The organism is Chryseobacterium sp. BLS98 (genome assembly GCF_001045445.1).
In the GTDB taxonomy this organism is placed as follows: Bacteria; Bacteroidota; Bacteroidia; order Flavobacteriales; family Weeksellaceae; genus Chryseobacterium.
Genome location: NZ_LFNF01000002.1, coordinates 1,180,317 through 1,205,156 on the forward strand (window position 1 = coordinate 1,180,317; position 24,840 = coordinate 1,205,156).

The following is a 24,840-nucleotide window of genomic DNA, read 5'->3' on the forward strand; positions in this document are numbered from 1 at the left end:
TTATAAAATTTATTTTGAACATTTAAATTTTAATAGTTTCCAAACCATTAAGCAGATTTAAGGGTTTATGAATTATAAAGCCATCACAAGCAGGATCAGATAATCCTGAAAATCTTAATGGTTTACAATAAGAATTTAACTGTTCAGGGAACGGTAGATCAGCAGCTGGTTGTTGGTGATCACTTCTTCCCCTTCAGACAGGCCTCTGTCTACATAGGTAATATCCCCCACCTGTTTTAATATTTTTATTTCTTTGACTTTTATCTCTGTTCTGGATTTGAAAACCACTACAAAACTTCTGTTGTCATCAAATATCACTGCTTTTGAAGGCACAGTGAGAGCAGTATTGTTCTCTGAACTTGAAACCTTGATGGTGGCTTTGCTTTCCGGAATTAAAAGGCCGTTGGCGTTATCCAGTACCACTCTTGCCTGCATAGCATTCGTTTCGGGATCAATAATCTTGAATATTTTATCTATTCTGCCATCAAAAACCTTATCCGGATAAGACAGGGTGGAAACCTGTGCCTTCATTCCCAGGCTTATTTTTTCAATATCCGATTCATTGACGTTCATGATTGCCCATACGTTTGTTGTATTTGCTACATCAAAAATATTTTCGCTTCTGTCGCTTCTCAGCTGCATATCTTTGTTGATGTTTTTCTGAACAATGTATCCACTGATGGGAGCAACAACACTATAGATGTTTCCTTTCTTAACATTGTAAACCGTACTTACGGCGGTAGCTCTCTGCATCTGGTCCTGAGCTTTCTGAAGTACGCTTTTCGCTTCAAGAACTTCTCTTTCCGTATTCAGTTTCCCTTCATACATTTCTTTGGCTACACGAAGGTTATTTTGAGCAACCACTAAATCGGTTTTTGCATCACTTACATCTTTTTGGACTTCCGCCAACTCGGTACTTCTGATCGTGGCCAGCACCTGACCTTTTTTTACATAATCACCAAGCTCGGCATTAACGCTTAGAACATTTCCACCTACCAAAGGATATACATCAATGTAGCTGTTTTTATCGGCAGATATTTTTCCGTAAAAGCTGTATTGGTCTTCTACATTTTTCCTTTCAACTTTAGCCAGAGAAATGGAATTGAGCATCGTATTACTCAGCTCAAAGCCTTTTTTAGCCTGTGGTGCTTTTTCTTCTTCTTTTTTTGCACATGATAATAAAGACAAGACTATCAGTACAGGTATTATATATTTTTTCATTGCTTAATAGAAGATTTTCGTTTGTATAAGTTGATTCAGTTGTTCTGCCGACTGCATAATCTCGTTCTTCATATCATAGATCTGGAGCGCCGTTTGCCTATAGCTGTCCATGAAATCTGTAAATTCTATAAGGTTAATGTTTCCTTTTCTGAAGTTTTTCAGCATTCCGTCGTAGACCAGTTCCATGTTGGTGAGATCTGTTGTTTTGATCCCTGCCAGTTGATCATACTGACTTTTCCATGTTTTGTAAGCAGCCTGGACCTTGGTTTCAAGTGACAGCTTTTGGTAATCTGCATTTTTCTGGTTTTGCTGAATGGCATAATTGGCCTTTTCTACGTTTCCCTGATTGGATTTCCATAAGGGTAAAGGGATTCCAACCATAAGATTGACCTCATTTTTAAAGGTTCCTCCATTTTGGTCCCATCCCGCTCCTACATTCAGATCCGGCACATTGAGGGATTTCTGCCATTGGGCATACAGCTTACTATTGTCAATCAGTTTTAGAAAATATTGGTAATCGGAATTATTTTCCAGCGCTTTTCTTTTTAGTTCATCTTCGTCTCCGAATGGCTGTGCAGCAAGAATTTCTTTTGCATCCGCATCAGAAAGCTGGGGTTCTATATCCTCTGAAATTCCCGTCAGTACTTTCAGATTCTGTTCAAATTCAAGGATATTTTTATTAATGCCCAGCTTATCATTGTTAAGCTGAATAACCAGGCTCTGTAATCTCACTTCATCTTTAAGGGAAACGTTTCCTTTTGCCGACTGTACGCGGTAAGCATCCAGCAGATCATTCATGTATCCCAGTTGCTTATTGGTATTGTCCAGTTTCTGCTTTTCGTAATATAAATTGAAATAAGCAGCCCTGAGCTGTGCTCTCAAATCCACCAACAGCTGTGAAAACTGAAGCTGGGCCAGTTCTTTGTTTGATTTTGCAAAGGCAATCTCATTTTTCTTTTTACCACCCATATAAATCAGCTGGGTAATCTCTGCTCCTTTGGCATGCCCTATATCAAAAGCTTTTCTACCTTCCGGATTGTATGCATTGATCTGTCCGCTCAGCTGTGGTAGTTCCCAAATCTTAGCCTGCAGAATGTCTGCATCGGCCATATTGATGTTATATTGTTCTGCAAGAAGCTGAAGATTGTTTTTCTGAAAGGCCTCTTCACAGTCCAAAAGTGACATCTGCTGTTGTCCGGCCATGAATGAGGAGATGGCAATAAACAGCCCCGCAATTTTGTTCATTCTATCTTTTTTTATGATACAAAATTGCCTTTATACGATTAAAATGACCTTAAAGGAGCCTTAAAAAAAAATTAAATTTGTTTCGGGAATGCTGATAAATGCTGTATTTATTAGAAAATTGATTAAAAATATACACTTATTAACCTATTCAATGAAATAGCAAAAATGATAATCAATCAAAAATGTTTATTAAAAATAATGCTGAAATTATTGGTATGTTCGGCCGGAGCAGAATAGCTGATCTTTGCGTTGTGATATTCAAGGATTCTCTTGACAATCCGAAGGCCAAGCCCTGAACCGGAGATATTCTGGGAATTATGCCCTCTCATAAAAGCTTCAAACAGTTTTCCTTGTTCCTCTTCAGGAATGGTATTTCCATGGGAAGTTACGTCAACCTTCAGCTGATCGTTGGTTTCTGTTATTAAAACATCCACTTCTGCATCATCTGAATAGACTGCCGCATTTTTAAAGAGGTTGATAAAGACAATCACCAGCAGAGACTGAATGCCGCTTATTGTGAGAAGTCCATTCTCCGAAGTATCTTCTGAGATCAGGAAATCAAGCTTAAGAGCCGGGTAACTTTTTTCTACAGCTTCAAAAGCTTCAAATATTACTTCATCAATTCTCACTTCTTCATAAATACTCTGGATATTTTCTTTATCGAATTTGGTAAGCAGCAAAAGAGAATTGGTAAGATCAGAAAGTTGATAGACGTCTGTTTGAATCTGTTTCAGGGAAACAAGTGTTTCAGGAGAATGTTTTTCAAATTTGATAAGGTTTTCCAGCTGGAATGCCATTCTTGTGATGGGCGTCCTGATCTCATGCGATGCACTTGCCGTGAAATCTTTCTGAGACTGAAATACATCATCCAGTCTTGCAATCATCGTATTAAAGGATTTTGCCAGAACGTTGATCTCGTCATCAGACTCCTGAACAGGAATCTGTGTGGTTAGTTTATGAGCCGTAACCTCTGAAATCTCTTTATTTAAATCTTCTAACGGCCGCAGGAACTGGCCCATAAAATAGTAACTGAAAAAACCTATCAGAAGGGTACTCATCACATAGGCCGTAATCAGAAGGTATTTCAGATATTCAAGCTTGGATTTTCCGTTGGAATCAAAAGCACTGGTAAGGATATAATAATTTTTACCATTAATGTTCCGGAGTGCCGCATAAATCTCAGGGACCGTTTTTTCGGTGTATATAATCTTCTTTTCGTCCAGATCTTTGAGAAGATTACTGTCCCAGGTAACATTCCGGTCTTTAATCGTGCTATAGATCAACTCTTTATCACTATTGAAGATTAAGATCGTTTCATTAAGAAGGATGTTGTCTGAATTTTCATTAAAAAAGATAGGAGCCTCCTCTTCAAAATTCCTGGATTTTGAAATGAAGTGTGAAGTAAATTCAAGACGCTGCCTGAACCGCTCTTTGAACTCATCTCTCCTGAAATCATTAAAGGACATATAAATAACTGCCATTACCATTGCAAAAAGCAGGGAAAAGGCAACACTTATTGTTAATGCGATCCTCCTTTTTAATGACATTTACAAAGGGCTTAAGTAATATCCGAAACCTGAGCGGGTATGAATAAGTTTAAGTTTAAAATCTTTATCGATCTTTTTCCTTAAAAAATTGATGTAGACTTCTACGGTATTGGTGTTGGTATTGAAATTATGTTCCCATACATGTTCTGTAATCTGCTGCTTGGAAACCGTTCTTCCCTGCGCTTCGGCAAGGTAAACCAACAGCTGAAATTCTTTAAGGGTAAGAGCAATTTCGTTGCCTGCTCTATATACTTTCTGTTCAGTTTTGTTGATGATAAGATCATCTACTCTGATAATGTCCTGATCTGCAGTATCAGACGTAGTTTTTCTCCGTAACAGCGAATTCATCCTCAACAGAAGCTCCTCAAACTGGAAAGGTTTTACCAGGTAATCATCGGCAAGTCTGGTAAACGCATCTTTTTTATCCGAAATGTCTCCATAAGCCGAAATAATGATGATAGGGGTATTTTTATCGAAAGAACGAATCGTCTGGCAGACATCCAATCCGTTTATTTTAGGAACATTAATATCAAGCAAGTACAGGTCATACGTATTGTTCTTGATCTGGCGGAGAAAAGTTTCGCCGTCATAGATTTTATCACAGGTAAAGCTGTTTGATTCCAGAAACCTGCAGAGTTCCGCGGAAAGAATGAGGTCGTCTTCCAATAAAAGAATATTCATCAAAATCTTATTTTATACGAATTTAACACTTTTTTTATGTTCCTGCCTCATCCATTAAAAGCGGATCAACAGTTTTAATTAAATTTTAAGCCGATTTTTATGCGAAAAACAGCCTTATGATAAGGCAAAGTATTTTTTAAGGCAAAGTTTTAAATCATCTATATTGAAAGTGCAGAGGAATAATCAATCTTTGATTGATTTGATGAAGCAGGCGTATCTTTCTGGTGATATTTCTTCGCTGAATTTCAAAAGAATGATATTTTGAATTCAGGACAAAAAAAATCCCGAAGAAATTCGGGAAATTGTGAGAGCCAACTACGGGACTTGAACCCGTGACCTCTTCCTTACCAAGGAAGCACTCTACCGCTGAGCTAAGTCGGCATTGAAGCAAAAAAATCACACTAACCAGCATGATTTTCTTTGAGCGGAAGACGGGGGTCGAACCCGCGACATTCAGCTTGGAAGGCTGACGCTCTACCAACTGAGCTACTTCCGCAATTTTGTTTCCAAAATTATTGGTAACGCTGTGCAAACTTAGGAAAATCCTTTTAAATCTGCAAGACTTTTTCTTAATATAAAATGTGGGGAGAGCAGGATTCGAACCTACGAAGCCGAAGCAACTGAGTTACAGTCAGTCCCATTTAGCCACTCTGGAATCTCCCCTCATGTTTATATTAAAATTGAGCCTCCAGAGGGATTCGAACCCACGACCCCGAGATTACAAATCACGTGCTCTGGCCAACTGAGCTATGGAGGCAATTTTAAAATTTAGTCTGAATGCTTTAGAGAACATCTACTCTACGCTTTTTCAGCAGTGAAAAAAAAATCACCCTCTAAAAGAGTGATCAATTCTGAGCGGAAGACGGGGGTCGAACCCGCGACATTCAGCTTGGAAGGCTGACGCTCTACCAACTGAGCTACTTCCGCAATTTTGTTTCCAAAATTATTGGTAACGCTGTGCAAACTTAGGAAAAATCCTTTAGATACACAAGTTTTTATATAATATAAAATGTGGGGAGAGCAGGATTCGAACCTACGAAGCCGAAGCAACTGAGTTACAGTCAGTCCCATTTAGCCACTCTGGAATCTCCCCTCATGTTTATATTAAAAAGAGCCTCCAGAGGGATTCGAACCCACGACCCCGAGATTACAAATCACGTGCTCTGGCCAACTGAGCTATGGAGGCAAATATAAAAAAGAATTCAAAAGATCGCTGTTCCCTTTTTGCGAGTGCAAATATAGAACGGATTTTTTGAATTCTCAAACTTTTCTATAATTTTTTTTAACTTTTTTTACTATGCCATTTCTTTTTTCTTGATTAATAGCTTTTTAGCAGTATCAACACACAGGTCCAAACTTTCTTCAAAACTTTCAGATGTCTTTTTCACTACAATATCGTCTCCTGGAACGGCTAAAATAAGTTCAGCGGTTTTGTTACTTTTGTCCGAGTTATTTTCAACTTTTAAGAACACCTTACATTCATGAATTTTATCATAAAAGGTTTCCAGTTTACTTACTTTTTTGTCAATGTGTGATTCCAATGGTTCGTGTGGAGTTAAACCAATTGATTGAACTGTGATCTTCATAATTCTTCTTTTTTAGATGCTCGAGGGTGAGCCTGATTAAACACTTTTTTCAATTGTTCAATATTGGCATTCGTATAGACTTGAGTACTTGCAAGACTGGAATGCCCTAATATTTTTTTTACTTTGGAGATCTCCGCCCCATTATCCAAAACGTGTGTAGCAAAGCTATGCCGGAGGATGTGAGGACTTCTTTTTTCTTTCGTTGTTACCAGACTAAGGTACTTATTAACTACCACATAAACAAATTTTTCATTGAGTTTTTTGCCCTTCTGGTTGACAAAAAAATATGATTGATGTTGGCTATCAGGTTTCCTTACTTCCATGTAACTTCTTAACAGATCCGACAGGTTATGGGAGACGGGAATAAAACGTTCCTTATTCCCTTTTCCTATTACCTTCAGCTCGTTTCCGTTCAGGTTAACATCCTCAAACATCAGGCCACAAAGCTCGGCTTTACGCATTCCGGTCTGATACAGGACTTCAATAATACACTTTTCAAGGAGTTCAGGCTGGTCTGCCAGAACACGATCACTCAGCGTCTGCATTTCTTCCTGCGAGATAGGAATCTGTTTTTCAGCATAAAACTTAAGTGAAGATATGCTTTCGGTGGGAGAAACTTTAATTTCGCCTACTTTTAAAAGAAATAAATAAAAACTGCGAAGCGAGGAAAGTTTTCTGTTGATGCTTCTCTTAGAAATATGGTTTTCGCTCAATTCGACAATAAAATTTCTGATTGTTTTTTTGTCTGCTTTGGAAATATCTTCGGAACCTTCTGTTTTAAGGTAGAAATGGGAAAAATCTTCAAGATCTTTCCTGTAGCTTGTAATGGTGTGAGGTGAATACCTCTTTTCGAGCTGTAAATATTGTAAATACTTTTCTAACATTACTTAAGGTATAAAAACAAAAATTCACCTCTCAAATATACGTATTTAAGAAGTGAATTTAGTATGTGGTTAAGAAAAATCTTAAGCCTGCTCTTCCTTGCTAAGACCTCTTTGCTTATAAGCGGCCTTTAGTCTAGCTTGTCTTAAAGTTACAGAAGGCTTAATAAACTGCTGTCTAGCTCTTAATTGACGAACTGTACCCGTTTTATCAAATTTTCTTTTATATTTTTTTAAAGCTCTGTCGATGGATTCACCATCTTTTACTGGAATTATTAACATATTTTACATCTCATTTTGGATTGCAAAACTAGGCAATTTTTCTTACAACACAAAATATATTACCACAAACAATCATTTACCCTAGCAGAATTTTTATAAAAAACTAGTATTCAAGGCTATTAACGCCCGATAATATTTTATCCACAATAACTAAATATTCAGATCCTGACCGCTTTAAAATCGTTCATTTCCTTTATTAAAATACCCCATATTAATAAAATGTAAACAAAAAGTATTATCTTTGTATCTACATTATTCAGGGGTTGACTGGTTTCGACAGCAAGATCAATGGGTAAGTAAGCATGCAGAGAACCGTAGCGCGATCTCTTTAATCCCTTGCTACACAACTTTAACTGGCAACGAAGAGTTCGCTCTTGCAGCTTAATATCGAAGTATAGTAGATCAAGCGTTTTCCCGAAGATAGTAAGGAAGCAAGATATCTCACAAATGCTCTGTTCTGCGGCGTTTGATTCTGGGATATAGGAATGCAGGAATAAGGTTTCAGATGCTTTGGCTGAAACTCGAAAATTTCAGAAGATAAGCTGGAAGTTGGGTGTCTGCCCTCTGCCTCCAGTCGAAAACCAATGGTAGAATAAGCATGTAGAAAGCTTATGTATTGCTTGTTTGGACGAGGGTTCGAATCCCTCCAACTCCACTAAAAACCGTCTATATTAGGCGGTTTTTTCTTTTCAAGTTGAATAAATAATTAAATTAGAACGGTAATGAACATTAAATGCTTTATATATAATTTAGCACATGGTAATAATTATTCAAGCAAAAAAGCAGATAACATAAATGCTATCTGCTACTTTTATTAAAGAAAGAGTTTAACCCTTTTTTAAATTATGCTACTCGCACGTTAACCGCGTTAACGCCTTTTTTTCCGTTTTCTAAATCGAATGTTACGACATCGTTTTCACGAATATCATTAATTAAACCTGATGTATGTACGAAAACATCCTGACCACCATTTGATGGTGTAATAAAACCAAATCCTTTAGCATCGTTAAAGAATTTTACTGTTCCTTGTTGCATTGTAATGTATTAAAAATTATTGTATTATTATTTGGCTTTTGCCATTACTGCATTGATACTTATCAAGCAATAATAAATCGATTTGTGAACAAAAAATGATGTTGATATTTTTTAGAAGCTGAAAGATTCAGATTTAAAAGGTACTTCACCGGTTATGTTGATGACAAAAATTAGCGGCTGTAAAAGCGAAGACTGAGAAGAAAGAGTTAACTCAAAAGTTTCAGAAGAAGCGTCGGCAGGAGCCTGATTATTTTACAAATATACACATAATTTATTGAAAACAAGCACTTTTTATTTTATCGTGTATTAATCAAGATAAATTAGCATTAGTTTGACAGGTTTAAAATTACATTAAAGAGTACATTTATTAACCCTCCAAGCAAAAACTCGATAAGACAGCAATAGTATGCTGCTGACATTAAAAAGAAACTCTGCTCGGTGGTAGCCCATATTGCTTTTTAAAAGCAAATGAAAAATGGGAAAGGTCTTCAAAACCAAGATCCAGATAAATATCAGAAGCTTTACTTCCTCTTTCTAAAAGATAACGGGCTTCCTGAAGTCTTTTTTCAAGCAGCCATTTTCTTGGAGCCGTTCCGAATATTTTCTCAAAATCGCGTTTAAAAGTGGCCAGGCTTCTTCCCGTGAGATAAGCAAAACGATCCAGTTTTACATTAAAATGATAGTTTTTAAGCATAAAAACCTCGAGATCAACTTTATACGGATTGGAAACATCGTAAAGAATATTTTTCAATGACTGATCATGTTCAAATAAAAGAATTAAAGCTTCTTTCTGTTTCAATAAAGCAAGCTCGGGAGATTTGTTTTCCAACAAATCCTGATATTGAAGAAGGGATTCCATAAAATATTTCAGATGCTTTGCCACTGATACCTCAATAAAAGCAGGAGTTTTTAGCTTTTCGGGGACAACAAAATGCTCTTCCTCGCTCATTTGTTTGAGCATTTCATCATCAAATCTGATAGATAAAGATTTAAACTCTGCTTCTTCACCCGGCTTTTTCAGGAATTTCAGCAATTGATTTTTACGGACAAAGTATATCTCTCCGCTTCGGAATATTTTCTTATTGACACCATCATTAAGTTCCATTTCTCCTGAAATAACCATCGATAGAGCATTATAAGAAGTAAATTGCTCTCCTTCCCGGAAAACCGTAAAATAGCAGGAATAATTTATGTAATCAATATTTCCGGACATTTTCTTTGTATTAAAGTCAAGCTAAAAATTTTTAACTTGACTGTTCAATATAATATTTTTTATGCTTTCTTAAATCAAAATAGATTTCGGCTCCAAATATTCTTCCAGGCCATATGCTCCAAACTCTCTTCCAATACCGGATTGCTTAAATCCACCGAACGGCGCCAGCGGATCATGTTTGAACCCGTTAATACAAACTCTTCCCGCTTCAATCTGAGAAGCCATTTTCAAAGCCCTATACTCATCCGAAGAAGTTACATAAGCAGCCAATCCGTATTGAGTGTCATTGGCAATAGCAATGGCATCTTCTTCATCTTCATAAGAAATAATGGACAGTACGGGCCCGAAAATCTCTTCCTGTGCAATCCGCATATTGTTTCGGACATTGGTAAAAATAGTAGCCTTAACAAAATTTCCATCTTCAAGACCTTCAGGCTTTCCCTTTCCACCCACTAATAACTCTGCCCCTTCATCCAATCCTAACTGAATATAATGCTGCACCCGCTCATATTGTTTTTCAGAAACCATAGGACCTACATTTGTATTTTCATTGGCAGGATTACCTACAACAACCTGAAGAGCAGCCTCTTTTGCCAACTGATTAACCTCTGTCAGTCTCGATTGAGGCACCAACAAACGTGTTGGGGCAATACAGGCTTGTCCGCTGTTCATATAAGCACCAAAAACAGCCTGGCGAATGGCTTGTGTAAAATCAGCATCATCAAGAATAATATTTGGTGATTTTCCGCCAAGTTCCAATGTCACCCTTTTCATACTATCTATGGCCCCTTTCGCAATCATCTTTCCCGTTTGGGTAGAACCTGTGAAAGATATTTTAGCAATATCCGGATGATTTACAATTTCACTTCCTACGATACTTCCAAGTCCGTTTACCACATTGAAGATTCCATCCGCAAGTCCCGCCTCGTGGAAACACTCTATAATAAGTTGTGTCTGAAGCGCACTCATTTCGCTTGGCTTTACTACTACTGTACAGCCGGCAGCCACCGCTGTCGCAAATTTATTACAAATAAAACTGTTACTTGAATTCCACGGTGTAATAATACCCACAACTCCTACAGGAACCATCTGAACAAGAGTATTCCCTACTTTTCTTTCAAATTCGAAATGATTCAGTGTTTCTATCATATGCTCAAAAGAGCCAACCATATTATGAAAACTCATTGCGCAGAATTGTCGGGTTCCGCCATATTCCAGGATCATGGTTTCAATAAGTTCCTTTTCTTTTCTTTCTACAGATCTCTTTAATTTTTCAAGGATTTCAATGCGCTCCTGTATACTCGTTTTAGAAAATGTTTTAAAAGCTGTCTTGGCCGCAAGAATAGCCCTTATTGTGTCCCTTTCGTCACCCAGCACCACTTCTCCAATTTTCTCATGGTTAACAGGGCTAATAAGACTAAACACTTCCGTGCCGTGCAATTCGGCAAATTTTCCATTGATGTAGGCTTTATCTATACGTCTCATATTGTTTGTTTTAATTGTATAGGACAAAGTTCCCACAATTTTAAAGGAATTGTTTTGTCGTATGGCTCAATTAAACTTTGTTAGAAAGCTCAGACATCTATAAAACTATCCCCTTATATTATTGATTAAACATCTAATCGATCTTTCATCATATATAATATGTCAAATATAAACGACTTTCAGAATGATCTTTTTGAATATGATTTACACGTCAAACATAAATACCTGAAAACGAAAACACTAAAACTTCCTGCTGTAAAATAAGTATAGTCTACCCACAAAAAAGACTAAAAAAATGTTTTATCGTAAAGAATTTTATATATTTGCACCATCTAACAATTAAAAAAATAATTTACTATGTCAGACATTGCATCAAGAGTAAAAGCTATCATCGCTGATAAGCTTGACGTTGAAGAAACAGAAGTAACTCCTGAAGCTAGCTTCACTAACGATTTAGGAGCTGACTCATTGGATACAGTTGAGTTAATCATGGAATTTGAAAAAGAATTCAATATTCAAATCCCTGATGATCAGGCTGAAAAAATTACTACTGTAGGACACGCTATCGCTTACATCGAAGAAGTAGTAAATAAATAATATTCTTCAACAAAAAAGAAAATTTTAAAAATTTATGGAATTAAAAAGAGTAGTTGTAACCGGTTTTGGCGCAATAACACCGATTGGAAATAATGCAAAAGAATACTGGGAAAATCTTGTTAAAGGTGAGAGCGGTGCTGCTCCGATTACTCTTTTTGATGCCACAAACTTTAAAACTAAATTCGCTTGTGAAGTAAAAGGTTTCGATCCGTTGCAGCATTTCGATAAGAAAGAAGCAAAAAAAATGGACCGGAATACTCAGCTTGGGCTTGTAGCCGCAAGAGAAGCGGTAGCACACTCCAGAATTATGGAAGACAATGTTGACAAAAACAGAGTCGGTGTAATCTGGGGTTCAGGAATCGGAGGTTTGGAAACTTTCGAAACTGAGGTTTTAGGATGGGCAAATACGGAAATTCCAAGATTCAACCCTTTCTTTATTCCTAAAATGATCGCGGATATCACTCCTGGACACATTTCAATTGAGTATGGCTTTCACGGGCCCAATTATACTACGGTATCTGCCTGTGCATCTTCAGCCAATGCTTTGATTGACTCCAAGATGATCATCCAGCTTGGAAAAGCAGACGTTATTGTATGCGGAGGCTCTGAAGCAGCCGTAACAGCAAGTGGTGTCGGTGGATTCAATGCGATGATGGCACTTTCTACAAGAAATGATGATCCTAAAACAGCTTCAAGACCTTTTGACAAAGACAGAGATGGCTTTGTATTGGGCGAAGGAGCAGGATGCATTATCCTTGAAGAGTATGAGCACGCTGTAAAACGCGGTGCGACAATTTATGCAGAATTGCAAGGTGGTGGTATGAGTGCGGACGCACATCACATGACTGCCCCACATCCTGAAGGACTAGGCGCTTATCTGGTAATGAAAAACTGTCTGGAAGATGCAGGCTTAACTGCTGATGAAGTAGACCATATCAACATGCATGGTACGTCTACTCCATTAGGAGATATTGCAGAATCCAACGCAATTTCAAAGTTATTGGGCGAGCATGCTTATGATATTCAGATTAATTCTACAAAATCAATGACCGGCCACCTTCTGGGAGCTGCCGGAGTTATTGAAGCTATCGCTGCATTGGGAACTATTATTCATGGTATAGTTCCTCCTACCATCAACCATTTTACTGATGATGAAAATATTGACAGCAGACTGAATTTCACATTCAACACCGCTGTTAAGAAAGATGTAAAAGTAGCCATGAGCAATACTTTTGGATTTGGCGGGCACAATGCCTGCGTTCTATTTAAGAAAATCTAAATTCAATGAATGGAGTTACAGAAATACTTTTCTAAATTCCTTCTCAGACAAAGAAAAAGAAAATTAACGGAGAGAGACTATTTTCTCAGTACCGAACTGAAAAAAATGTTAGGTGCAGAGATTCAGAATATTGCTCTTTACCGTGAAGCTTTCTCTTTAAAAAGCTCTTCTAAAAATCAAGACAGCAATTACGAAAGACTTGAATTTTTGGGAGATTCTGTTTTGGGTACAATTATTTCCTGTCATCTGTTCCAGACCTATCCTCAGGCCAATGAAGGATATCTGACACAGATGAAATCTAAAATTGTTAATAGGAAGAATCTTAATAAATTGGGTGAAGACCTGAGGCTTATCGATCTTTTGCAGAAGCAGGGATCTGCAGCATTGGGCGAAAACATTTCCGGAAATTTATTCGAGGCACTTATTGGTGCTGTTTATCTGGACTTCCACTATGATGCCTGCAAAAGGATTATTCTGGAAAGATTGCTGACGCCTACAGAAATTAACAAGCTTGAGAATAAAATTGTAAGCTACAAAGGTCTTCTGCTTGAATGGAGCCAGAAGAAAAAAGTAAATATAAAATACGAAACCTGTGAAGAGCTCCAGGCCAATAAAGCAGTCGTATTCAGGTGCCATGTCTGGCTGGGAGAAGAGAAGATCGCCAATGCGACAGAAACTTCCAAGAAGAAAGCAGAAGAAAAAGCAGCACAGAGAGCATTTTATATTTTAAACAAAAAAGAAAACATACTTGGAAATTCAAAAACTTTATGATCTTGATGATATAGAATTTGAAGATATTGCCATAGGATTGGTAAGATTAGCAAAAGATATACCTGCTCATGAGTTTTTCTACAAAATAAATCAAATCAACGGTCTTAGCTTTTCAAGAAAGAAAGATATGATTATTCATGGGGCTTACTATGATTATTATTTCCCGAGATTTGAGGCTTACGATAAGTTTACCAAGACATGTTTTACATTCATTTCGAACCGGTCTTCGGAAAGTAAGCAAAAAAAACTGCAGACTGAGCTCTTCACAGAAGAAGAAAACATTAAATTTTTATTAAATAATCAGGCAGATGTGGAATATATTCTGCATACATCGGAACAAATTCCTGATTTTTCCGTAATTTTGCTCCCTGAAAATCTTGTATTTCCGATACAAGACTATACATTAGGTTCTGAAGAAGAACTTTATCAAATTATCCAGTATTATGAATAAGTATTTAAAGAAGACAAAAATTATTGCAACACTAGGACCAGCTTCATCGTCGAAGGAGGTAATGTTAGGGCTTATGAAAGCAGGTGTTGATATTTTCAGAATAAATTTTTCACACGCAGATTACGAATTAGTTCGAAGTAATATAGAAATTATCAGAGAGCTTAATCAGGAATACGGTTTTTCTGTAGGTATTTTAGGAGACCTTCAGGGCCCGAAACTGAGAGTAGGTGTCGTAAAGGAAGGTTCTTACCTGAATCCTGGTGATATCCTTACCTTTACGAATGAGAAAATGGAAGGAGATTCTACCAAGGTTTACATGACGTACCAACAGTTTCCTCAGGACGTAAAAGTCGGGGAAAAAATCCTTATTGATGACGGAAAACTAATGTTGGAGGTTATTGAAACCAACGAAATAGATACGGTAAAAGCAAAAACGATCCAAGGGGGACCTTTAAGTTCCAAGAAAGGGGTCAACCTTCCGAATACCAATGTATCTCTTCCTGCCCTTACGGAAAAAGACGTTCAGGATGCCAATTTCATGCTTGATATGGAAGTAGACTGGATCGCACTTTCTTTCGTTCGTCATGCACAGGATATTATCGACCTTAAAAAGCTGATCGACAGCCATCCAAACGGAAAATTCAAAACGCCTATTATTGCTAAGATTGAAAAGCCGGAAGGTGTTAAAAATATTGACGAAATCCTATTGGAATGTGACGGACTGATGGTTGCCCGTGGTGACCTTGGTGTGGAAGTTCCGATGGAGGAAGTTCCTGCTATCCAGAAAAACCTGGTAGAAAAAGCAAGATTCTATTCCAAACCGGTCATTATCGCCACGCAGATGATGGAAACAATGATCAACAGCCTTACGCCTACAAGAGCAGAGGTAAATGACGTTGCCAACTCTGTACTTGATGGTGCTGATGCAGTAATGCTTTCCGGAGAAACTTCTGTAGGAAGATATCCGGTACAGGTAGTTGAAAACATGGCTAAAATCGTACAGAATATCGAAAAGACCCATTTTTATCAGCATAAGAATGAGCCGATCGAAAAAGATTATAACTGCATCGATGAAAGATTCATTACGAACAGGGTATGTCTTGCAGCTGTAAGAATTGCTAAAACCACCAATGTTTCCGCAATCGTTACTTTAACCCATTCAGGATATACTGCATTCCAGCTTGCTGCCCATAGACCGAATTCCCATATCATCGTATACAGTGGAAACAGAAGAGTGATCACCATGCTGAACCTTCTTTGGGGAGTTCATGCCTTTTATTATGACATGAAAAAATCTACCGACGAAACTATCATCCAGGTGAATATGCTGACCCATAACCACGGCTATATCGAAAGTGGTGATTTTGTAATCAACATTAATGCAACTCCATCTTATGAAGGAGGAAAAACAAATACGCTGAGACTGACAACAGTTTAGGGCGATAAGCGATAAGCGATAAGCGATAAGCGATAAGCGAAATTACTCTTTGACTATCATACAAAAAATCCCGGAAATAGATCTTTCCGGGATTTTTTATATTTAATGACTGTAAATTACATTAATATATTAATACTTTTACAATTATACTTTTTCATTGTACATCATACAACTAGTTCCCCACAATTGTTCTTGCCGTTACAAACTCTTTTAAAGCCAATAAAGACAGCTCAGTTCCATATCCTGAAGCCTTGCTCCCTCCGAATGGAAAACGGGGATCTGAACTCGTCATTCTGTTGATGTTTACCGTTCCTGACTCAAGGTTTTCGATAAAGAATAACTGACGCTCTGTTTTTTTTGTCCAGACGGAATTTGAAAGTCCAAAAGGAATATCGTTCGCCATCTGTAAAGCTTCTTCATCACTTTTAGCGATCATGATCATCCCAAGAGGTCCGAAAAGTTCTTCTTTTAAAATAGGGTTTCCTTCCTGAACGCGAATTAAACCGGGCTTAAATTCATTCGCAGAAACTCTTTCCAAAGGAATGATGATCTCAGCACCATTTTCCAACGCTCTATTGAATTGGGCTTCCAGCTCATCCGCCAGGTCCGGTCTTGCCATTCCCGCTAATTTGGTTTCCTTGTTTAAAGGATCTCCAATTTCATATGTTTTATATTCTTCAATGAATTTTGGCAGAAATTCATCTTCAATTTTTTCATCGATAATAAACCTTTTGGCTGCAGTACAGGTTTGTCCGCAATTCTGAAGTCTGGATTTCGCTCCTGCTTTTGCTGCTTCATCCAGATCGGCATCATCGAAAATGATGAAAGCATCACTTCCTCCTAATTCCAATAAAGATTTTTTGATATTTAAACCTGCAATTGAAGCCACTTCCCCACCAGCTTTTCCACTACCGGTAAGACTCACGCCTTTTACAGCATCATGCTCGAGGATTTCCTTTACCACCGTATGTCCCACTTCCAGATTCTGGAAAACACCTTCCGGAAAGCCTGCCTCCAAAAGAACATCTTCGATTGCATTCCCACTTCCGAAACAAATGGAAGCATGTTTTAAAACTACTGTATTTCCAGCCAAAATCGCGGGAACAGCAAATCTCAATACCTGCCAGAAAGGAAAATTCCAAGGCATTACACCTAAAATCACACCTTTCGGAACGTAATGAACTTCAGAATAAGAAAATTCAGATTCAACCTTTTCGGGTTTTAAAATATTTTCAACATCTGCATAATAATTCATCATTAAAGCACACTTCTCTACCTCAGCAACCGACTCCGAAATAGGTTTATTCATCTCCGTAGTAATGATCCTGCCGAACTTTTCCGAATTGTTCTTTAAAATTTCTGCCGCTTTTGCAATCAGCTTTTGTCTTTCTTCAAACGGCACTTTTCTCCACGCTGAAAATGTCTTATCTGCTTTAATAAGCTTATTTTCAATTAACTGTTCCATAATATAATTTCTGTTTTAAATTCATAAAATGAATTTATGAATGCTTCTATTCTAAAAGCACGGTGAAAGTAACAAATTTTATTCCTTAAGGCTAATTAAAGCAATGATTTTTCTCTATTGAAATAATATAATTTCTTCTTAAATCATAAACCATTCATTCACAAGACATGCGGCAAGCCTCGCTGTTCTGTCCTGGATATCAAGGGACGGATTGACTTCTGCCGCATCAAGAGCGACCAGCTTTTTATTTTTCAGAATATGCCTGTAAAAGTGCATAAAAGGAGTATCTGCAAAAATCCCGTTATAGGCAGAAGCTGAAACTCCCGGAGCAATGGAAGCATTAAAAACATCCATACAGATCGTAAGATAAAGGAAATCTACACTATCTGCCAATTCATCGATACGCTGATAAATTGAAGGTAGATTTTCAAAAAAAAGTTCGTCTGCAAGGATATATTTCATTCCATATTGATGAGCTGTATCAAATAATTTCAGGGTATTGGAATTTCTCTGGATCCCGATATGCAATGAATTGATCTGCCCTTCCTGTGCAATCTGCCAGAATCCTGTTCCGGAGCTTGCTCCTACTCCTTTTTCCGGCTGTCTGTTATCAAAATGGGCATCTATATTGATGATTCCTATTTTCTGCTCTGGAAAAGCTGTTTTTACTCCTAAGTAATGGGCATAGGTTACTTCATGGCCTCCACCTAAAACAATTGATCTTCCTCCTTTCAACAAGACTTTTGAAACATTTTTTGCGAGGCTGTTCTGTGTACTTTCCAGGTCGCCGTCGTCACAGGTGATATTTCCGAAATCCAGAAGGGAGAAATCCGGACGGATCACCGGGAAATTGGACATATTTTTTCGAATCACATCGGGAGCATCCTTCGCACCCTGACGTCCCTTATTTCGTCTCACTCCTTCATCTACAGCAAAACCATGCAATACAAAATCATCTGCTTTAATATGGTCGTAATTACGTTCTTCTTTAACTCTTTGAAATATTCTGTGGAAAAGGAGCTCTTCTCCGTCTAATCTTCCTTGCCAAATCATAAATCCAGTTTTTTAATTTACATTATAGCGTTCAAAACTCTGCCAGTATTTATCTTTATAAATTTCGAGTGAAATTTTATATTCTTTGTTTTCTTTTATAAGCCCATCCAAAACTATGGAAGGCTGCCTGAAATCCTTGCTTGCAAAATAAATGCTTTTTGAACTGTCCGCTGTTTCCCTTCCGATGTACAAATGACCATCTGCCGGGCTAAGAAGCTCTACAGCCTTATCTTCAATGAGATTCATGGCATTGTAATCTTTTTCCAAAGGAAGTCCCTGATAATCTCCTTCATAATGAATTTTCAGAAGTGAAATCCATGGATATGATGCTTTTGCACTGTATTTTAATAGGGATACATTGACTACCCCCATAAGCGGCATTCCATTGTCCAGAGTTCCTTCAAAAAGAGAAAACTGATCGTCACCTGCTGAAATCTCAACATCTTTATATTTTTCTGTAAATTCTCTTTCGCGCCAAAGGAGAAATTCTTTTAATTTTTCTATTGGCACCAGCTCTTTCTGTGCATCATTTTTACCTATAATACTGAAGGTGTCAATCTGAGTAGCAAAATTCAGTTCTCCTAGGAAATTATCAAGGAAGATGCAAACTCCCGTTGTGACGGAACTTTTATTTTCCTCAGTGAAATCATCGTAAACAAATACCAGATCAATTTCATCCGGATAATTTTCAATTTCATTGGAATAGAAACAAATGTTATCTTTCGTGAATTCAAAGCCGTTTAATCTGACTCCTACATTTTCTATATCTGTTTCAGGCTTAAGGGCAGTAAATTTCCAGTGATCAATCTCCGGGGCGGCGGCAATAAGTTCCTCTGCAAATGCTATTTTTCTGATATCCCCTTCTACCGTAACGATAAGTTCTGCCGTATTTTCATCACACATTCCAGACAGGAAATAGTATCCACTGTTTATTTTGGCGAGCTCAGGGCCAATGACATCAAAAAATTGTTGCTCTATATTTACCCTGCTTTTAACGACTTCAAAAAATATTTTTTCTTTTGTTAAAAACCAGTCCCAAAAGGCTTTGTATGTACCCTTTTCCTTCATTCTTTCCCTAATGTTTTATCAGAATCAGCATTTAATGAATCTGGTTTCCATTAATGTATACATTCTCTGCACTCAGACTTCCCTGATTGTAAAGAACATTCTGAAAATTATCAGTTTTAAAGGTTACAAAATCTGCTTTTTTACCGGGCTCCAGTTTTCCAATATTTTCAAGACTTAATGCGTAAGCAGCGCGGAAGGTCATGCCAGCCAATACCTCAGCTGTGGTCAGTTTTTCAAAAGTTGCCAAAATAGAGGCCTGGGTAATTAAATTACCCATTGGTGCCGAGCCTGGATTCCAGTCACTGGCAATAGCTACAATAGCCCCGGCATCCAATAGCTTTCTGGCTGGAGTAAACTTTTCGCCAAGTCCTAAGCTTGCCCCCGGAAGAGCAGTGGCCACCGTATCTGATTTTGCGATAAACTCAATATCTTCATCAATAGTTGCTTCCAAGTGGTCTGCAGATTTTGCTCCCACCTCTACTGCAATTCTTGAACTTCCCGGTGTAAACTGATCCGCATGAACGGTAATATCAAAACCTAAATCTTTAGTTTCAAGAAGAAAATTTTTACTTTCTTCGGGTTGGAATGCAGATTTCTCAATAAATATATCTACACGCTCAGCCAGGTTTTCTTCTTTTACTTTAGGTAAAATTTCGGTAAGAATATATTCCAGATATTCCTGATTATTTCCTTCAAAATCTCTTGGTTTAAGGTGAGCAGAAAGACATGTTGGAACAAGCTTAGCTGATGTCTGAGCCTGTGCCTTTTTGATTATTCTAAGCATTTTAAGCTCGTTTTCCACATCCAATCCGTAACCGCTTTTTATTTCAATGGTCGTAATCCCTAATGAAATCAGGAATTGGATTCTCTCCAACAAAGTCCTTAACAGTTCTTCTTCCGAGGCATTTCTTGTATGCTGCACTGAACTCCAGATTCCACCTCCGCTTTCTGCAATTTCAAGGTATGTTTTCCCTGCATTCCGCATAGCAAAATCATTCGCCCGGTTTCCTCCAAAACAAATATGGGTATGGGAATCCACAAATCCGGGAAGAGCTATCTGCTCACCTTCGATCATTATTGTTTCAGCATCCGGATTTTCATTCTTTAATTTCTTAAAGTCTCCAACATTATTAATCAGGCCATGATGATCTATTAAAATTCCACCATCTGATATGATATCAATCTGGTCATCGGATATTTTTCCTCTTAATGGAAGATCTGCCAACGTCACGATCTGCTTGAAAGGGCCTATCAATTTCATTTATCTAAGATTAAAGCTAAAGCTTGTTAATAATTAATTTTTCCTCTCAAAAATACTTAAAAATATTCTAATCTGCTAACCAAAAAATAGTTTAAACCGCCACCATTACCTATACCTTTACCTTGCAACCCTTATTTTTACAATCTCTGAATTTTATCGTTCCAAGTTTTACCCTTAGTCTAAATTTGCTATCTTTGAGGTAAATGAAATGAATTAATGCCAGATTTTTTACATCCAGATAAGGAAAACTACTCGCATGAAGAGCTTATGCAGGAGGAGCAGATCCGGCCCCAGAGTTTTAAGGACTTTGCGGGGCAGAGAAAAACTTTGGAAAACCTTGAAGTTTTTGTCAGCGCTGCCAAAAGACGTGGTGGTGCCCTCGATCATGTTCTTCTGCACGGTCCGCCTGGTCTGGGTAAAACCACTTTAGCCAACATTATCGCCAATGAACTTGGGGTAAACTGCAAGATCACTTCCGGTCCTGTATTAGATAAGCCGGGAAGCTTAGCCGGCCTGCTGACGAATCTGGAAGAGAATGATGTTCTTTTTATTGATGAGATCCACCGTTTGTCTCCCGTTGTGGAAGAATATCTGTATTCTGCCATGGAGGATTATAAAATAGATATTATGCTGGAAACCGGTCCGAATGCCAGAAGTGTGCAAATCGGCCTGAATCCTTTTACTCTGGTAGGTGCCACTACAAGAAGCGGGATGTTGACGAAGCCGATGCTGGCAAGATTCGGTATCCAAAGCAGGCTTGAATATTATTCGGTTGAACTTTTATCGATGATTATCCAGAGAAGCTCAAGGGTTTTGGGAAGTAAAATTTATGAAGATGCCGCAATAGAAATCGCCAGAAGAAGCCGTGGAACTCCAAGGATTGCCAATGCTTTGCTAAGAAGGGTGCGTGATTTTGCAGAGATCAAAGGAAACGGAGAAATTGAGATCAATATTACAAAATATGCTTTGAATTCCCTTAATGTGGATGAGTTTGGTTTGGATGAAATGGATAATAAGATCATGCGTGTCATGATTGAAAATTTTAAAGGAAAACCTGTCGGAATTTCAGCTCTCGCTACTTCAATTGCCGAGAACCCTGAAACACTTGAAGAGGTTTACGAACCGTTCCTGATCCAGGAAGGATTTATCATCAGAACGCCAAGAGGAAGAGAAGTTACTGATAAAGCTTATCAACATTTAAAGATATCCCGTCCGAAAAATCCGGGAGAATTATTTTAAGAGTCTATGTTTATTCCAAAATTATACAGAAGCGAAGATTACGATCTAATGAGAGAAATCATCAGAGAGAATGCTTTTGCCTTACTTATTTCTTCGAATGAAAAAATAAGAGCAACCCACTCCATGATGATGCTCAATGAGGATGACCCTGAAAATATGCATGTGGAAACCCATATTTCCAGAGCAAATCCTCAGGCAAAAACCTTAAAAGACGGTGATGAAGTATTGTGTGACTTCCTGGGAGCCCACACTTATATTTCAAGCAGCTGGTATGATCATATGAATGTTTCAACATGGAACTATGAAGCAGTTCAGATTCATGGAAAGGTACAGCTTATGAGCCACGATGAACTTTACCGACATCTGGAGAAGTTAACTTCCAAATATGAAAAATTCCAGAAATGTCCTGTCATGGTAAAAGATATGGGAAGAGAATTTGTGGAAAAGGAAATGAAGGGAGCTTTCGGGCTGAAAATAATTCCAACAGAAATATTTATCAAGCAGAAGCTTTCCCAGAACAGAAAAGAAAATGATTATCAGAACATTATCTCAGAACTTGAACATTCGGATGAAAATGGAAGAAAAATTGCTGAGAAAATGAAATTAATAAAGAAATAATAATCAAAATATATATGAAGTTATATCCAATACAATGTGGAAAATTTAAACTGGACGGCGGAGCCATGTTTGGAGTCGTCCCAAAGAGTCTGTGGGAAAAAACCAATCCTGCAGACGAAAAAAACCTGATTGAACTGGGAACGCGTTCCCTGCTTATAGAAGACGGCAAAAAACTGATCCTTGTAGACTGCGGTCTCGGTAATAAACAAGATGACAAATTCTTCGGACATTATTCGCTTTGGGGGGATGACAGTCTTGATAAAAATTTAAAGAAGTTCGGTTTCGTAAGAGAGGATATCACAGATGTTTTCCTTACCCACCTTCATTTCGACCACTGCGGAGGTGCTATTGAATGGAATGATGACAGGACGGGATACAGACCTGCTTTTAAAAATGCACAGTTCTGGACCAATGAGAACCACTGGCAATGGGCTACAGAACCTAATGCCAGGGAAAAAGCCAGCTTTTTGAAAGAAAATATTCTTCCAATGCAGGAAAGTGGGCAATTAAACTTTTTACCTCTTCCTACTACAGGAAATTATGGTTTTGCCCCTGATCTGAAAATGGATGTGATCTTTGTAGACGGACATACGGAAAAGCAAATGCTCCCGGTAATCCAATACCAGGAAAAAACAATTGTTTTTGCGGCGGATCTTATTCCTACTGCAGGACATATTAACCCTGTTTATGTAATGGGATATGATACAAGGCCCCTGCTGACAATGGAGGAAAAAGCAAAGTTCCTGAAACAGTGTGTAGATAATGAATATCTGCTCTTTTTTGAGCATGATGCCCATAATGAACTGGCAAGCCTTAAGATGACTGAAAAAGGAGTGAGATTGGACGAAATTCACAGTTTTAATGATGTTTTTGGATATTAATTTTTGATTATGGAAGAGTTACATTCAGAAACACAGAAAGCAGAACCGGAACCAGCACCCAAGGTTATTGGACTTACCGGCGGTATAGGCTCGGGAAAAACCACAGTAGCCCGATTTATTGAGGAGTTCGGGTTTCCTGTTTATTATTCCGATGACAGGGCTAAAGCAATTGTCAACGAGAGTGAAGATTTGAAGATAAAGATTAAAGAATTACTGGGCGATGAAGCTTATGATTCCAATGGTCTTTATGACCGGAAATTTGTTGCGGAAAAGGTTTTCAATAATAAAGAGCAGCTGCATGAATTAAATGAGATCATTCATCCTGCCGTACGGGTTGATTTTGAAGAATGGCTGAAAAAACAGACTAAATATTTAGTCTTTAAAGAAACAGCCCTCTTGTTTGAATTAAAACTGAACAGACAGTGTTATAAATCACTTCTGGTGACAGCCGAGGATAACATCAGAGCGAAAAGGGTGATGGACAGGGACGGAAAGACTTACCGTGAAGTAGAAGCCGTCATGGAAAAGCAAATGCCCGAAAAGGACAAGATCAAACTGGCTGACTGTATTATCTATAACAATACCAACCTGGAGGATCTTAAGGAACAAACCGAACAGGTAATTTTCGATATTGAATAAAATAAACCTCGTTAGAGAAATTCTAACGAGGTTTTTATTTTATATTATTAATCCATCCTTATTCATTTGGTAAACAGAGGTTTTGTAGTGTCTCAATAAATAATCATAGATAATCATTTCAAAGAATCTTTGATTGGAAACAAAAAGCCTGTTGATATTCATATGAAAAATACTCTGGAAAAAATGCTGTAAAGACATTCCTAACGATTTACTTTCATTATGATGCATAATATTCTGATAAACAATACCATTTTCTTCAATATTAGAAAGGATGACATTTCTCTCTTCTGAAAATTCTTCAGACACGACAAATTCTGTAAATTTTGGCTTAAATTCTCTATATTTTTTATCCAATTGGCTGTTTAGTTTTTTATCCGCGTTAAATTCTGTTTTAAATGCATTATTAAAATTTTTTATCCAATCCAGTTTTTCATGAACATTGATTTTAAGTTGATTTAGTATTTCATCAATATAGAAAAGAGTGATAATAATTTTCTCCTCATCATCATAATCTAAGCACTGAAGTGTAAATTCACTGTTTTTACAGAATAACTGTTCGGCATCCTCGATCGTATTTTCTCCGTATCTTTCAATTTCCCTGCTATAGGTATCGATTAAAATATTCGAAATTTCACCGCTATTAAGGTATTCCAGCAAAGTCTGGTTTATTCTGTCAAGCACTGGTCCGTAATATTCAATATTCTTTAATCTGAATCTAATCCTGATATGAGGTTTCGGATCAAGGTAACGTATGAAAAACCATTGTGAAATATAATTGTTCTTTTGAAAATTTTCTACTAAAGGTTGGATAGCCTCTTCCAAAATTCCATCTGCCGTTTTGATACCTGTATAAATTTTCAGATAAAGCCATTCGGTTCCAGGACTAAATTTTCTTTTTACCATA

General features: G+C 37.6%; 24 protein-coding genes, 7 tRNA genes and 1 other RNA gene. 10 read left to right on the forward strand and 22 right to left on the reverse strand.

Features of this window, described 5'->3' with window-relative positions; all coding sequences use genetic code 11:
* Positions 1-135: 135 nt before the first annotated feature.
* The 14 genes from ACM40_RS10350 to rpsU all read right to left on the reverse strand — a co-directional run bounded on the left by ACM40_RS10350 (position 136) and on the right by rpsU (position 7,443).
* Entirely contained in the window at positions 136-1,221 is a 1,086-nt protein-coding gene (locus tag ACM40_RS10350) for an efflux RND transporter periplasmic adaptor subunit (protein ID WP_048502701.1), read from the reverse strand.
* 3 nt (positions 1,222-1,224) lie between these two features.
* Positions 1,225-2,466, reverse strand: coding sequence for a TolC family protein (locus tag ACM40_RS10355; RefSeq protein WP_083996827.1), 1,242 nt, complete (start codon positions 2,464-2,466; stop codon positions 1,225-1,227).
* A 176-nt stretch (positions 2,467-2,642) separates the two neighbouring features.
* Positions 2,643-4,013 carry an ATP-binding protein gene (locus ACM40_RS10360; protein ID WP_048502702.1) on the reverse strand — a complete coding sequence of 457 codons (1,371 nt, stop codon included), beginning with the start codon at positions 4,011-4,013 and terminating at the stop codon, positions 2,643-2,645.
* Positions 4,014-4,694, reverse strand: a complete 681-nt coding sequence (locus ACM40_RS10365) for a response regulator transcription factor (protein ID WP_048502703.1) — start codon at positions 4,692-4,694, stop codon at positions 4,014-4,016.
* 309 nt (positions 4,695-5,003) lie between these two features.
* Positions 5,004-5,075 (reverse strand) — tRNA-Thr (locus ACM40_RS10370).
* Between the two features lie 42 nt (positions 5,076-5,117).
* Positions 5,118-5,190: transfer RNA gene (locus tag ACM40_RS10375), tRNA-Gly, on the reverse strand.
* An 86-nt stretch (positions 5,191-5,276) separates the two neighbouring features.
* Positions 5,277-5,357: transfer RNA gene (locus ACM40_RS10380), tRNA-Tyr, on the reverse strand.
* Positions 5,358-5,377: 20 nt separating this feature from the next.
* Positions 5,378-5,451 (reverse strand) — tRNA-Thr (locus tag ACM40_RS10385).
* Positions 5,452-5,548: 97 nt separating this feature from the next.
* Positions 5,549-5,621, reverse strand: a tRNA-Gly gene (locus ACM40_RS10390).
* A gap of 85 nt (positions 5,622-5,706) precedes the next feature.
* Positions 5,707-5,787: transfer RNA gene (locus ACM40_RS10395), tRNA-Tyr, on the reverse strand.
* 19 nt (positions 5,788-5,806) lie between these two features.
* Positions 5,807-5,880 (reverse strand) — tRNA-Thr (locus tag ACM40_RS10400).
* 109 nt (positions 5,881-5,989) lie between these two features.
* Positions 5,990-6,280: an HPF/RaiA family ribosome-associated protein gene (locus ACM40_RS10405; protein WP_040997429.1), complete on the reverse strand. Its 291-nt coding sequence runs from the start codon at positions 6,278-6,280 to the stop codon at positions 5,990-5,992.
* Positions 6,277-7,164 (reverse strand): tyrosine-type recombinase/integrase, encoded by an 888-nt coding sequence (locus ACM40_RS10410; protein WP_048502704.1) that lies wholly within the window; start codon positions 7,162-7,164, stop codon positions 6,277-6,279. The genes ACM40_RS10405 and ACM40_RS10410 overlap by 4 nt, the downstream gene beginning before the upstream one ends.
* 81 nt (positions 7,165-7,245) lie before the next feature.
* Positions 7,246-7,443, reverse strand: a complete 198-nt coding sequence (rpsU, locus tag ACM40_RS10415; RefSeq protein ID WP_034679125.1) for a 30S ribosomal protein S21 — start codon at positions 7,441-7,443, stop codon at positions 7,246-7,248.
* Positions 7,444-7,702: 259 nt separating this feature from the next.
* Here rpsU and ssrA point away from each other — a divergent pair.
* Positions 7,703-8,101, forward strand: a transfer-messenger RNA (tmRNA) gene (ssrA, locus tag ACM40_RS20260).
* 185 nt (positions 8,102-8,286) lie between these two features.
* Here the strand turns inward: ssrA and ACM40_RS10420 are convergent.
* The 3 genes from ACM40_RS10420 to ACM40_RS10430 all read right to left on the reverse strand — a co-directional run bounded on the left by ACM40_RS10420 (position 8,287) and on the right by ACM40_RS10430 (position 11,176).
* Positions 8,287-8,478, reverse strand: coding sequence for a cold-shock protein (locus ACM40_RS10420; RefSeq protein ID WP_048502705.1), 192 nt, complete (start codon positions 8,476-8,478; stop codon positions 8,287-8,289).
* 418 nt (positions 8,479-8,896) lie between these two features.
* Positions 8,897-9,691 carry a helix-turn-helix domain-containing protein gene (locus ACM40_RS10425; protein WP_048502706.1) on the reverse strand — a complete coding sequence of 265 codons (795 nt, stop codon included), beginning with the start codon at positions 9,689-9,691 and terminating at the stop codon, positions 8,897-8,899.
* A gap of 69 nt (positions 9,692-9,760) precedes the next feature.
* The gene (locus ACM40_RS10430; RefSeq protein WP_048502707.1) at positions 9,761-11,176 is read right to left on the reverse strand and encodes an aldehyde dehydrogenase family protein; all 1,416 of its coding nucleotides are present in this window, start codon (positions 11,174-11,176) and stop codon (positions 9,761-9,763) included.
* Between the two features lie 357 nt (positions 11,177-11,533).
* Here ACM40_RS10430 and ACM40_RS10435 point away from each other — a divergent pair, with 357 nt between their 5' ends.
* Genes ACM40_RS10435 through pyk form a run of 5 tightly spaced genes read left to right on the forward strand, consistent with a single transcriptional unit; the run spans position 11,534 to position 15,712 of the window.
* Complete coding sequence (locus ACM40_RS10435; protein WP_002976354.1) at positions 11,534-11,773, forward strand: acyl carrier protein; 240 nt, start codon at positions 11,534-11,536, stop codon at positions 11,771-11,773.
* 34 nt (positions 11,774-11,807) lie between these two features.
* Positions 11,808-13,052, forward strand: coding sequence for a beta-ketoacyl-ACP synthase II (fabF, locus tag ACM40_RS10440; protein ID WP_048502708.1), 1,245 nt, complete (start codon positions 11,808-11,810; stop codon positions 13,050-13,052).
* Between the two features lie 9 nt (positions 13,053-13,061).
* Positions 13,062-13,823: a ribonuclease III gene (gene rnc, locus ACM40_RS10445; protein WP_048502709.1), complete on the forward strand. Its 762-nt coding sequence runs from the start codon at positions 13,062-13,064 to the stop codon at positions 13,821-13,823.
* Complete coding sequence (locus ACM40_RS10450) at positions 13,801-14,274, forward strand: IPExxxVDY family protein (RefSeq protein ID WP_048502710.1); 474 nt, start codon at positions 13,801-13,803, stop codon at positions 14,272-14,274. The genes rnc and ACM40_RS10450 overlap by 23 nt, the downstream gene beginning before the upstream one ends.
* The gene (pyk, locus tag ACM40_RS10455) at positions 14,267-15,712 is read left to right on the forward strand and encodes a pyruvate kinase (RefSeq protein WP_048502711.1); all 1,446 of its coding nucleotides are present in this window, start codon (positions 14,267-14,269) and stop codon (positions 15,710-15,712) included. The genes ACM40_RS10450 and pyk overlap by 8 nt, the downstream gene beginning before the upstream one ends.
* 172 nt (positions 15,713-15,884) lie before the next feature.
* Here the strand turns inward: pyk and ACM40_RS10460 are convergent, their stop codons facing one another.
* The 4 genes from ACM40_RS10460 to hutI form a co-directional block, all read right to left on the reverse strand.
* A complete protein-coding gene (locus ACM40_RS10460; protein WP_048502712.1) occupies positions 15,885-17,177 on the reverse strand; it encodes an aldehyde dehydrogenase family protein in 1,293 nt (430 codons plus the stop codon).
* Between the two features lie 138 nt (positions 17,178-17,315).
* Entirely contained in the window at positions 17,316-18,230 is a 915-nt protein-coding gene (gene hutG, locus ACM40_RS10465; RefSeq protein ID WP_048502713.1) for a formimidoylglutamase, read from the reverse strand.
* Positions 18,231-18,242: 12 nt separating this feature from the next.
* A complete protein-coding gene (locus tag ACM40_RS10470; protein ID WP_048502714.1) occupies positions 18,243-19,298 on the reverse strand; it encodes a DUF695 domain-containing protein in 1,056 nt (351 codons plus the stop codon).
* 31 nt (positions 19,299-19,329) lie between these two features.
* A complete protein-coding gene (hutI, locus tag ACM40_RS10475) occupies positions 19,330-20,559 on the reverse strand; it encodes an imidazolonepropionase (protein ID WP_048502715.1) in 1,230 nt (409 codons plus the stop codon).
* Positions 20,560-20,775: 216 nt separating this feature from the next.
* Here hutI and ruvB point away from each other — a divergent pair, with 216 nt between their 5' ends.
* Genes ruvB through coaE form a run of 4 tightly spaced genes read left to right on the forward strand, consistent with a single transcriptional unit; the run spans position 20,776 to position 23,936 of the window.
* Positions 20,776-21,798, forward strand: a complete 1,023-nt coding sequence (gene ruvB, locus ACM40_RS10480) for a Holliday junction branch migration DNA helicase RuvB (RefSeq protein ID WP_048502716.1) — start codon at positions 20,776-20,778, stop codon at positions 21,796-21,798.
* 6 nt (positions 21,799-21,804) lie between these two features.
* Positions 21,805-22,416 (forward strand): FMN-binding negative transcriptional regulator, encoded by a 612-nt coding sequence (locus tag ACM40_RS10485; RefSeq protein ID WP_048502717.1) that lies wholly within the window; start codon positions 21,805-21,807, stop codon positions 22,414-22,416.
* Positions 22,417-22,430: 14 nt separating this feature from the next.
* Positions 22,431-23,297 (forward strand): MBL fold metallo-hydrolase, encoded by an 867-nt coding sequence (locus ACM40_RS10490; protein WP_048502718.1) that lies wholly within the window; start codon positions 22,431-22,433, stop codon positions 23,295-23,297.
* 9 nt (positions 23,298-23,306) lie between these two features.
* Complete coding sequence (coaE, locus tag ACM40_RS10495; protein ID WP_048502719.1) at positions 23,307-23,936, forward strand: dephospho-CoA kinase; 630 nt, start codon at positions 23,307-23,309, stop codon at positions 23,934-23,936.
* Positions 23,937-23,975: 39 nt separating this feature from the next.
* On the opposite strand, the gene ACM40_RS10500 is transcribed toward coaE, so the two are convergent.
* On the reverse strand, positions 23,976-24,839 hold the full coding sequence (locus tag ACM40_RS10500; protein WP_048502720.1) for a thiopeptide-type bacteriocin biosynthesis protein: 864 nt from the start codon (positions 24,837-24,839) through the stop codon (positions 23,976-23,978).
* Position 24,840 lies beyond the last annotated feature (1 nt).

Excerpts from the sequence above, each read along its gene's own strand:
- ACM40_RS10350 (WP_048502701.1), bottom strand. The coding sequence starts at position 1,221 with ATGAAAAAATATATAATACCTGTACTGATAGTCTTGTCTTTATTATCA.
- ACM40_RS10355 (WP_083996827.1), bottom strand. The coding sequence starts at position 2,466 with ATGAACAAAATTGCGGGGCTGTTTATTGCCATCTCCTCATTCATGGCC.
- ACM40_RS10360 (WP_048502702.1), bottom strand. The coding sequence starts at position 4,013 with ATGTCATTAAAAAGGAGGATCGCATTAACAATAAGTGTTGCCTTTTCC.
- ACM40_RS10365 (WP_048502703.1), bottom strand. The coding sequence starts at position 4,694 with ATGAATATTCTTTTATTGGAAGACGACCTCATTCTTTCCGCGGAACTC.
- ACM40_RS10405 (WP_040997429.1), bottom strand. The coding sequence starts at position 6,280 with ATGAAGATCACAGTTCAATCAATTGGTTTAACTCCACACGAACCATTG.
- ACM40_RS10410 (WP_048502704.1), bottom strand. The coding sequence starts at position 7,164 with ATGTTAGAAAAGTATTTACAATATTTACAGCTCGAAAAGAGGTATTCA.
- rpsU (WP_034679125.1), bottom strand. The coding sequence starts at position 7,443 with ATGTTAATAATTCCAGTAAAAGATGGTGAATCCATCGACAGAGCTTTA.
- ACM40_RS10420 (WP_048502705.1), bottom strand. The coding sequence starts at position 8,478 with ATGCAACAAGGAACAGTAAAATTCTTTAACGATGCTAAAGGATTTGGT.
- ACM40_RS10425 (WP_048502706.1), bottom strand. The coding sequence starts at position 9,691 with ATGTCCGGAAATATTGATTACATAAATTATTCCTGCTATTTTACGGTT.
- ACM40_RS10430 (WP_048502707.1), bottom strand. The coding sequence starts at position 11,176 with ATGAGACGTATAGATAAAGCCTACATCAATGGAAAATTTGCCGAATTG.
- ACM40_RS10435 (WP_002976354.1), top strand. The coding sequence starts at position 11,534 with ATGTCAGACATTGCATCAAGAGTAAAAGCTATCATCGCTGATAAGCTT.
- fabF (WP_048502708.1), top strand. The coding sequence starts at position 11,808 with ATGGAATTAAAAAGAGTAGTTGTAACCGGTTTTGGCGCAATAACACCG.
- rnc (WP_048502709.1), top strand. The coding sequence starts at position 13,062 with ATGGAGTTACAGAAATACTTTTCTAAATTCCTTCTCAGACAAAGAAAA.
- pyk (WP_048502711.1), top strand. The coding sequence starts at position 14,267 with ATGAATAAGTATTTAAAGAAGACAAAAATTATTGCAACACTAGGACCA.
- ACM40_RS10460 (WP_048502712.1), bottom strand. The coding sequence starts at position 17,177 with ATGGAACAGTTAATTGAAAATAAGCTTATTAAAGCAGATAAGACATTT.
- hutG (WP_048502713.1), bottom strand. The coding sequence starts at position 18,230 with ATGATTTGGCAAGGAAGATTAGACGGAGAAGAGCTCCTTTTCCACAGA.
- ACM40_RS10470 (WP_048502714.1), bottom strand. The coding sequence starts at position 19,298 with ATGAAGGAAAAGGGTACATACAAAGCCTTTTGGGACTGGTTTTTAACA.
- hutI (WP_048502715.1), bottom strand. The coding sequence starts at position 20,559 with ATGAAATTGATAGGCCCTTTCAAGCAGATCGTGACGTTGGCAGATCTT.
- ruvB (WP_048502716.1), top strand. The coding sequence starts at position 20,776 with ATGCCAGATTTTTTACATCCAGATAAGGAAAACTACTCGCATGAAGAG.
- ACM40_RS10485 (WP_048502717.1), top strand. The coding sequence starts at position 21,805 with ATGTTTATTCCAAAATTATACAGAAGCGAAGATTACGATCTAATGAGA.
- ACM40_RS10490 (WP_048502718.1), top strand. The coding sequence starts at position 22,431 with ATGAAGTTATATCCAATACAATGTGGAAAATTTAAACTGGACGGCGGA.
- coaE (WP_048502719.1), top strand. The coding sequence starts at position 23,307 with ATGGAAGAGTTACATTCAGAAACACAGAAAGCAGAACCGGAACCAGCA.
- ACM40_RS10500 (WP_048502720.1), bottom strand. The coding sequence starts at position 24,839 with ATGGTAAAAAGAAAATTTAGTCCTGGAACCGAATGGCTTTATCTGAAA.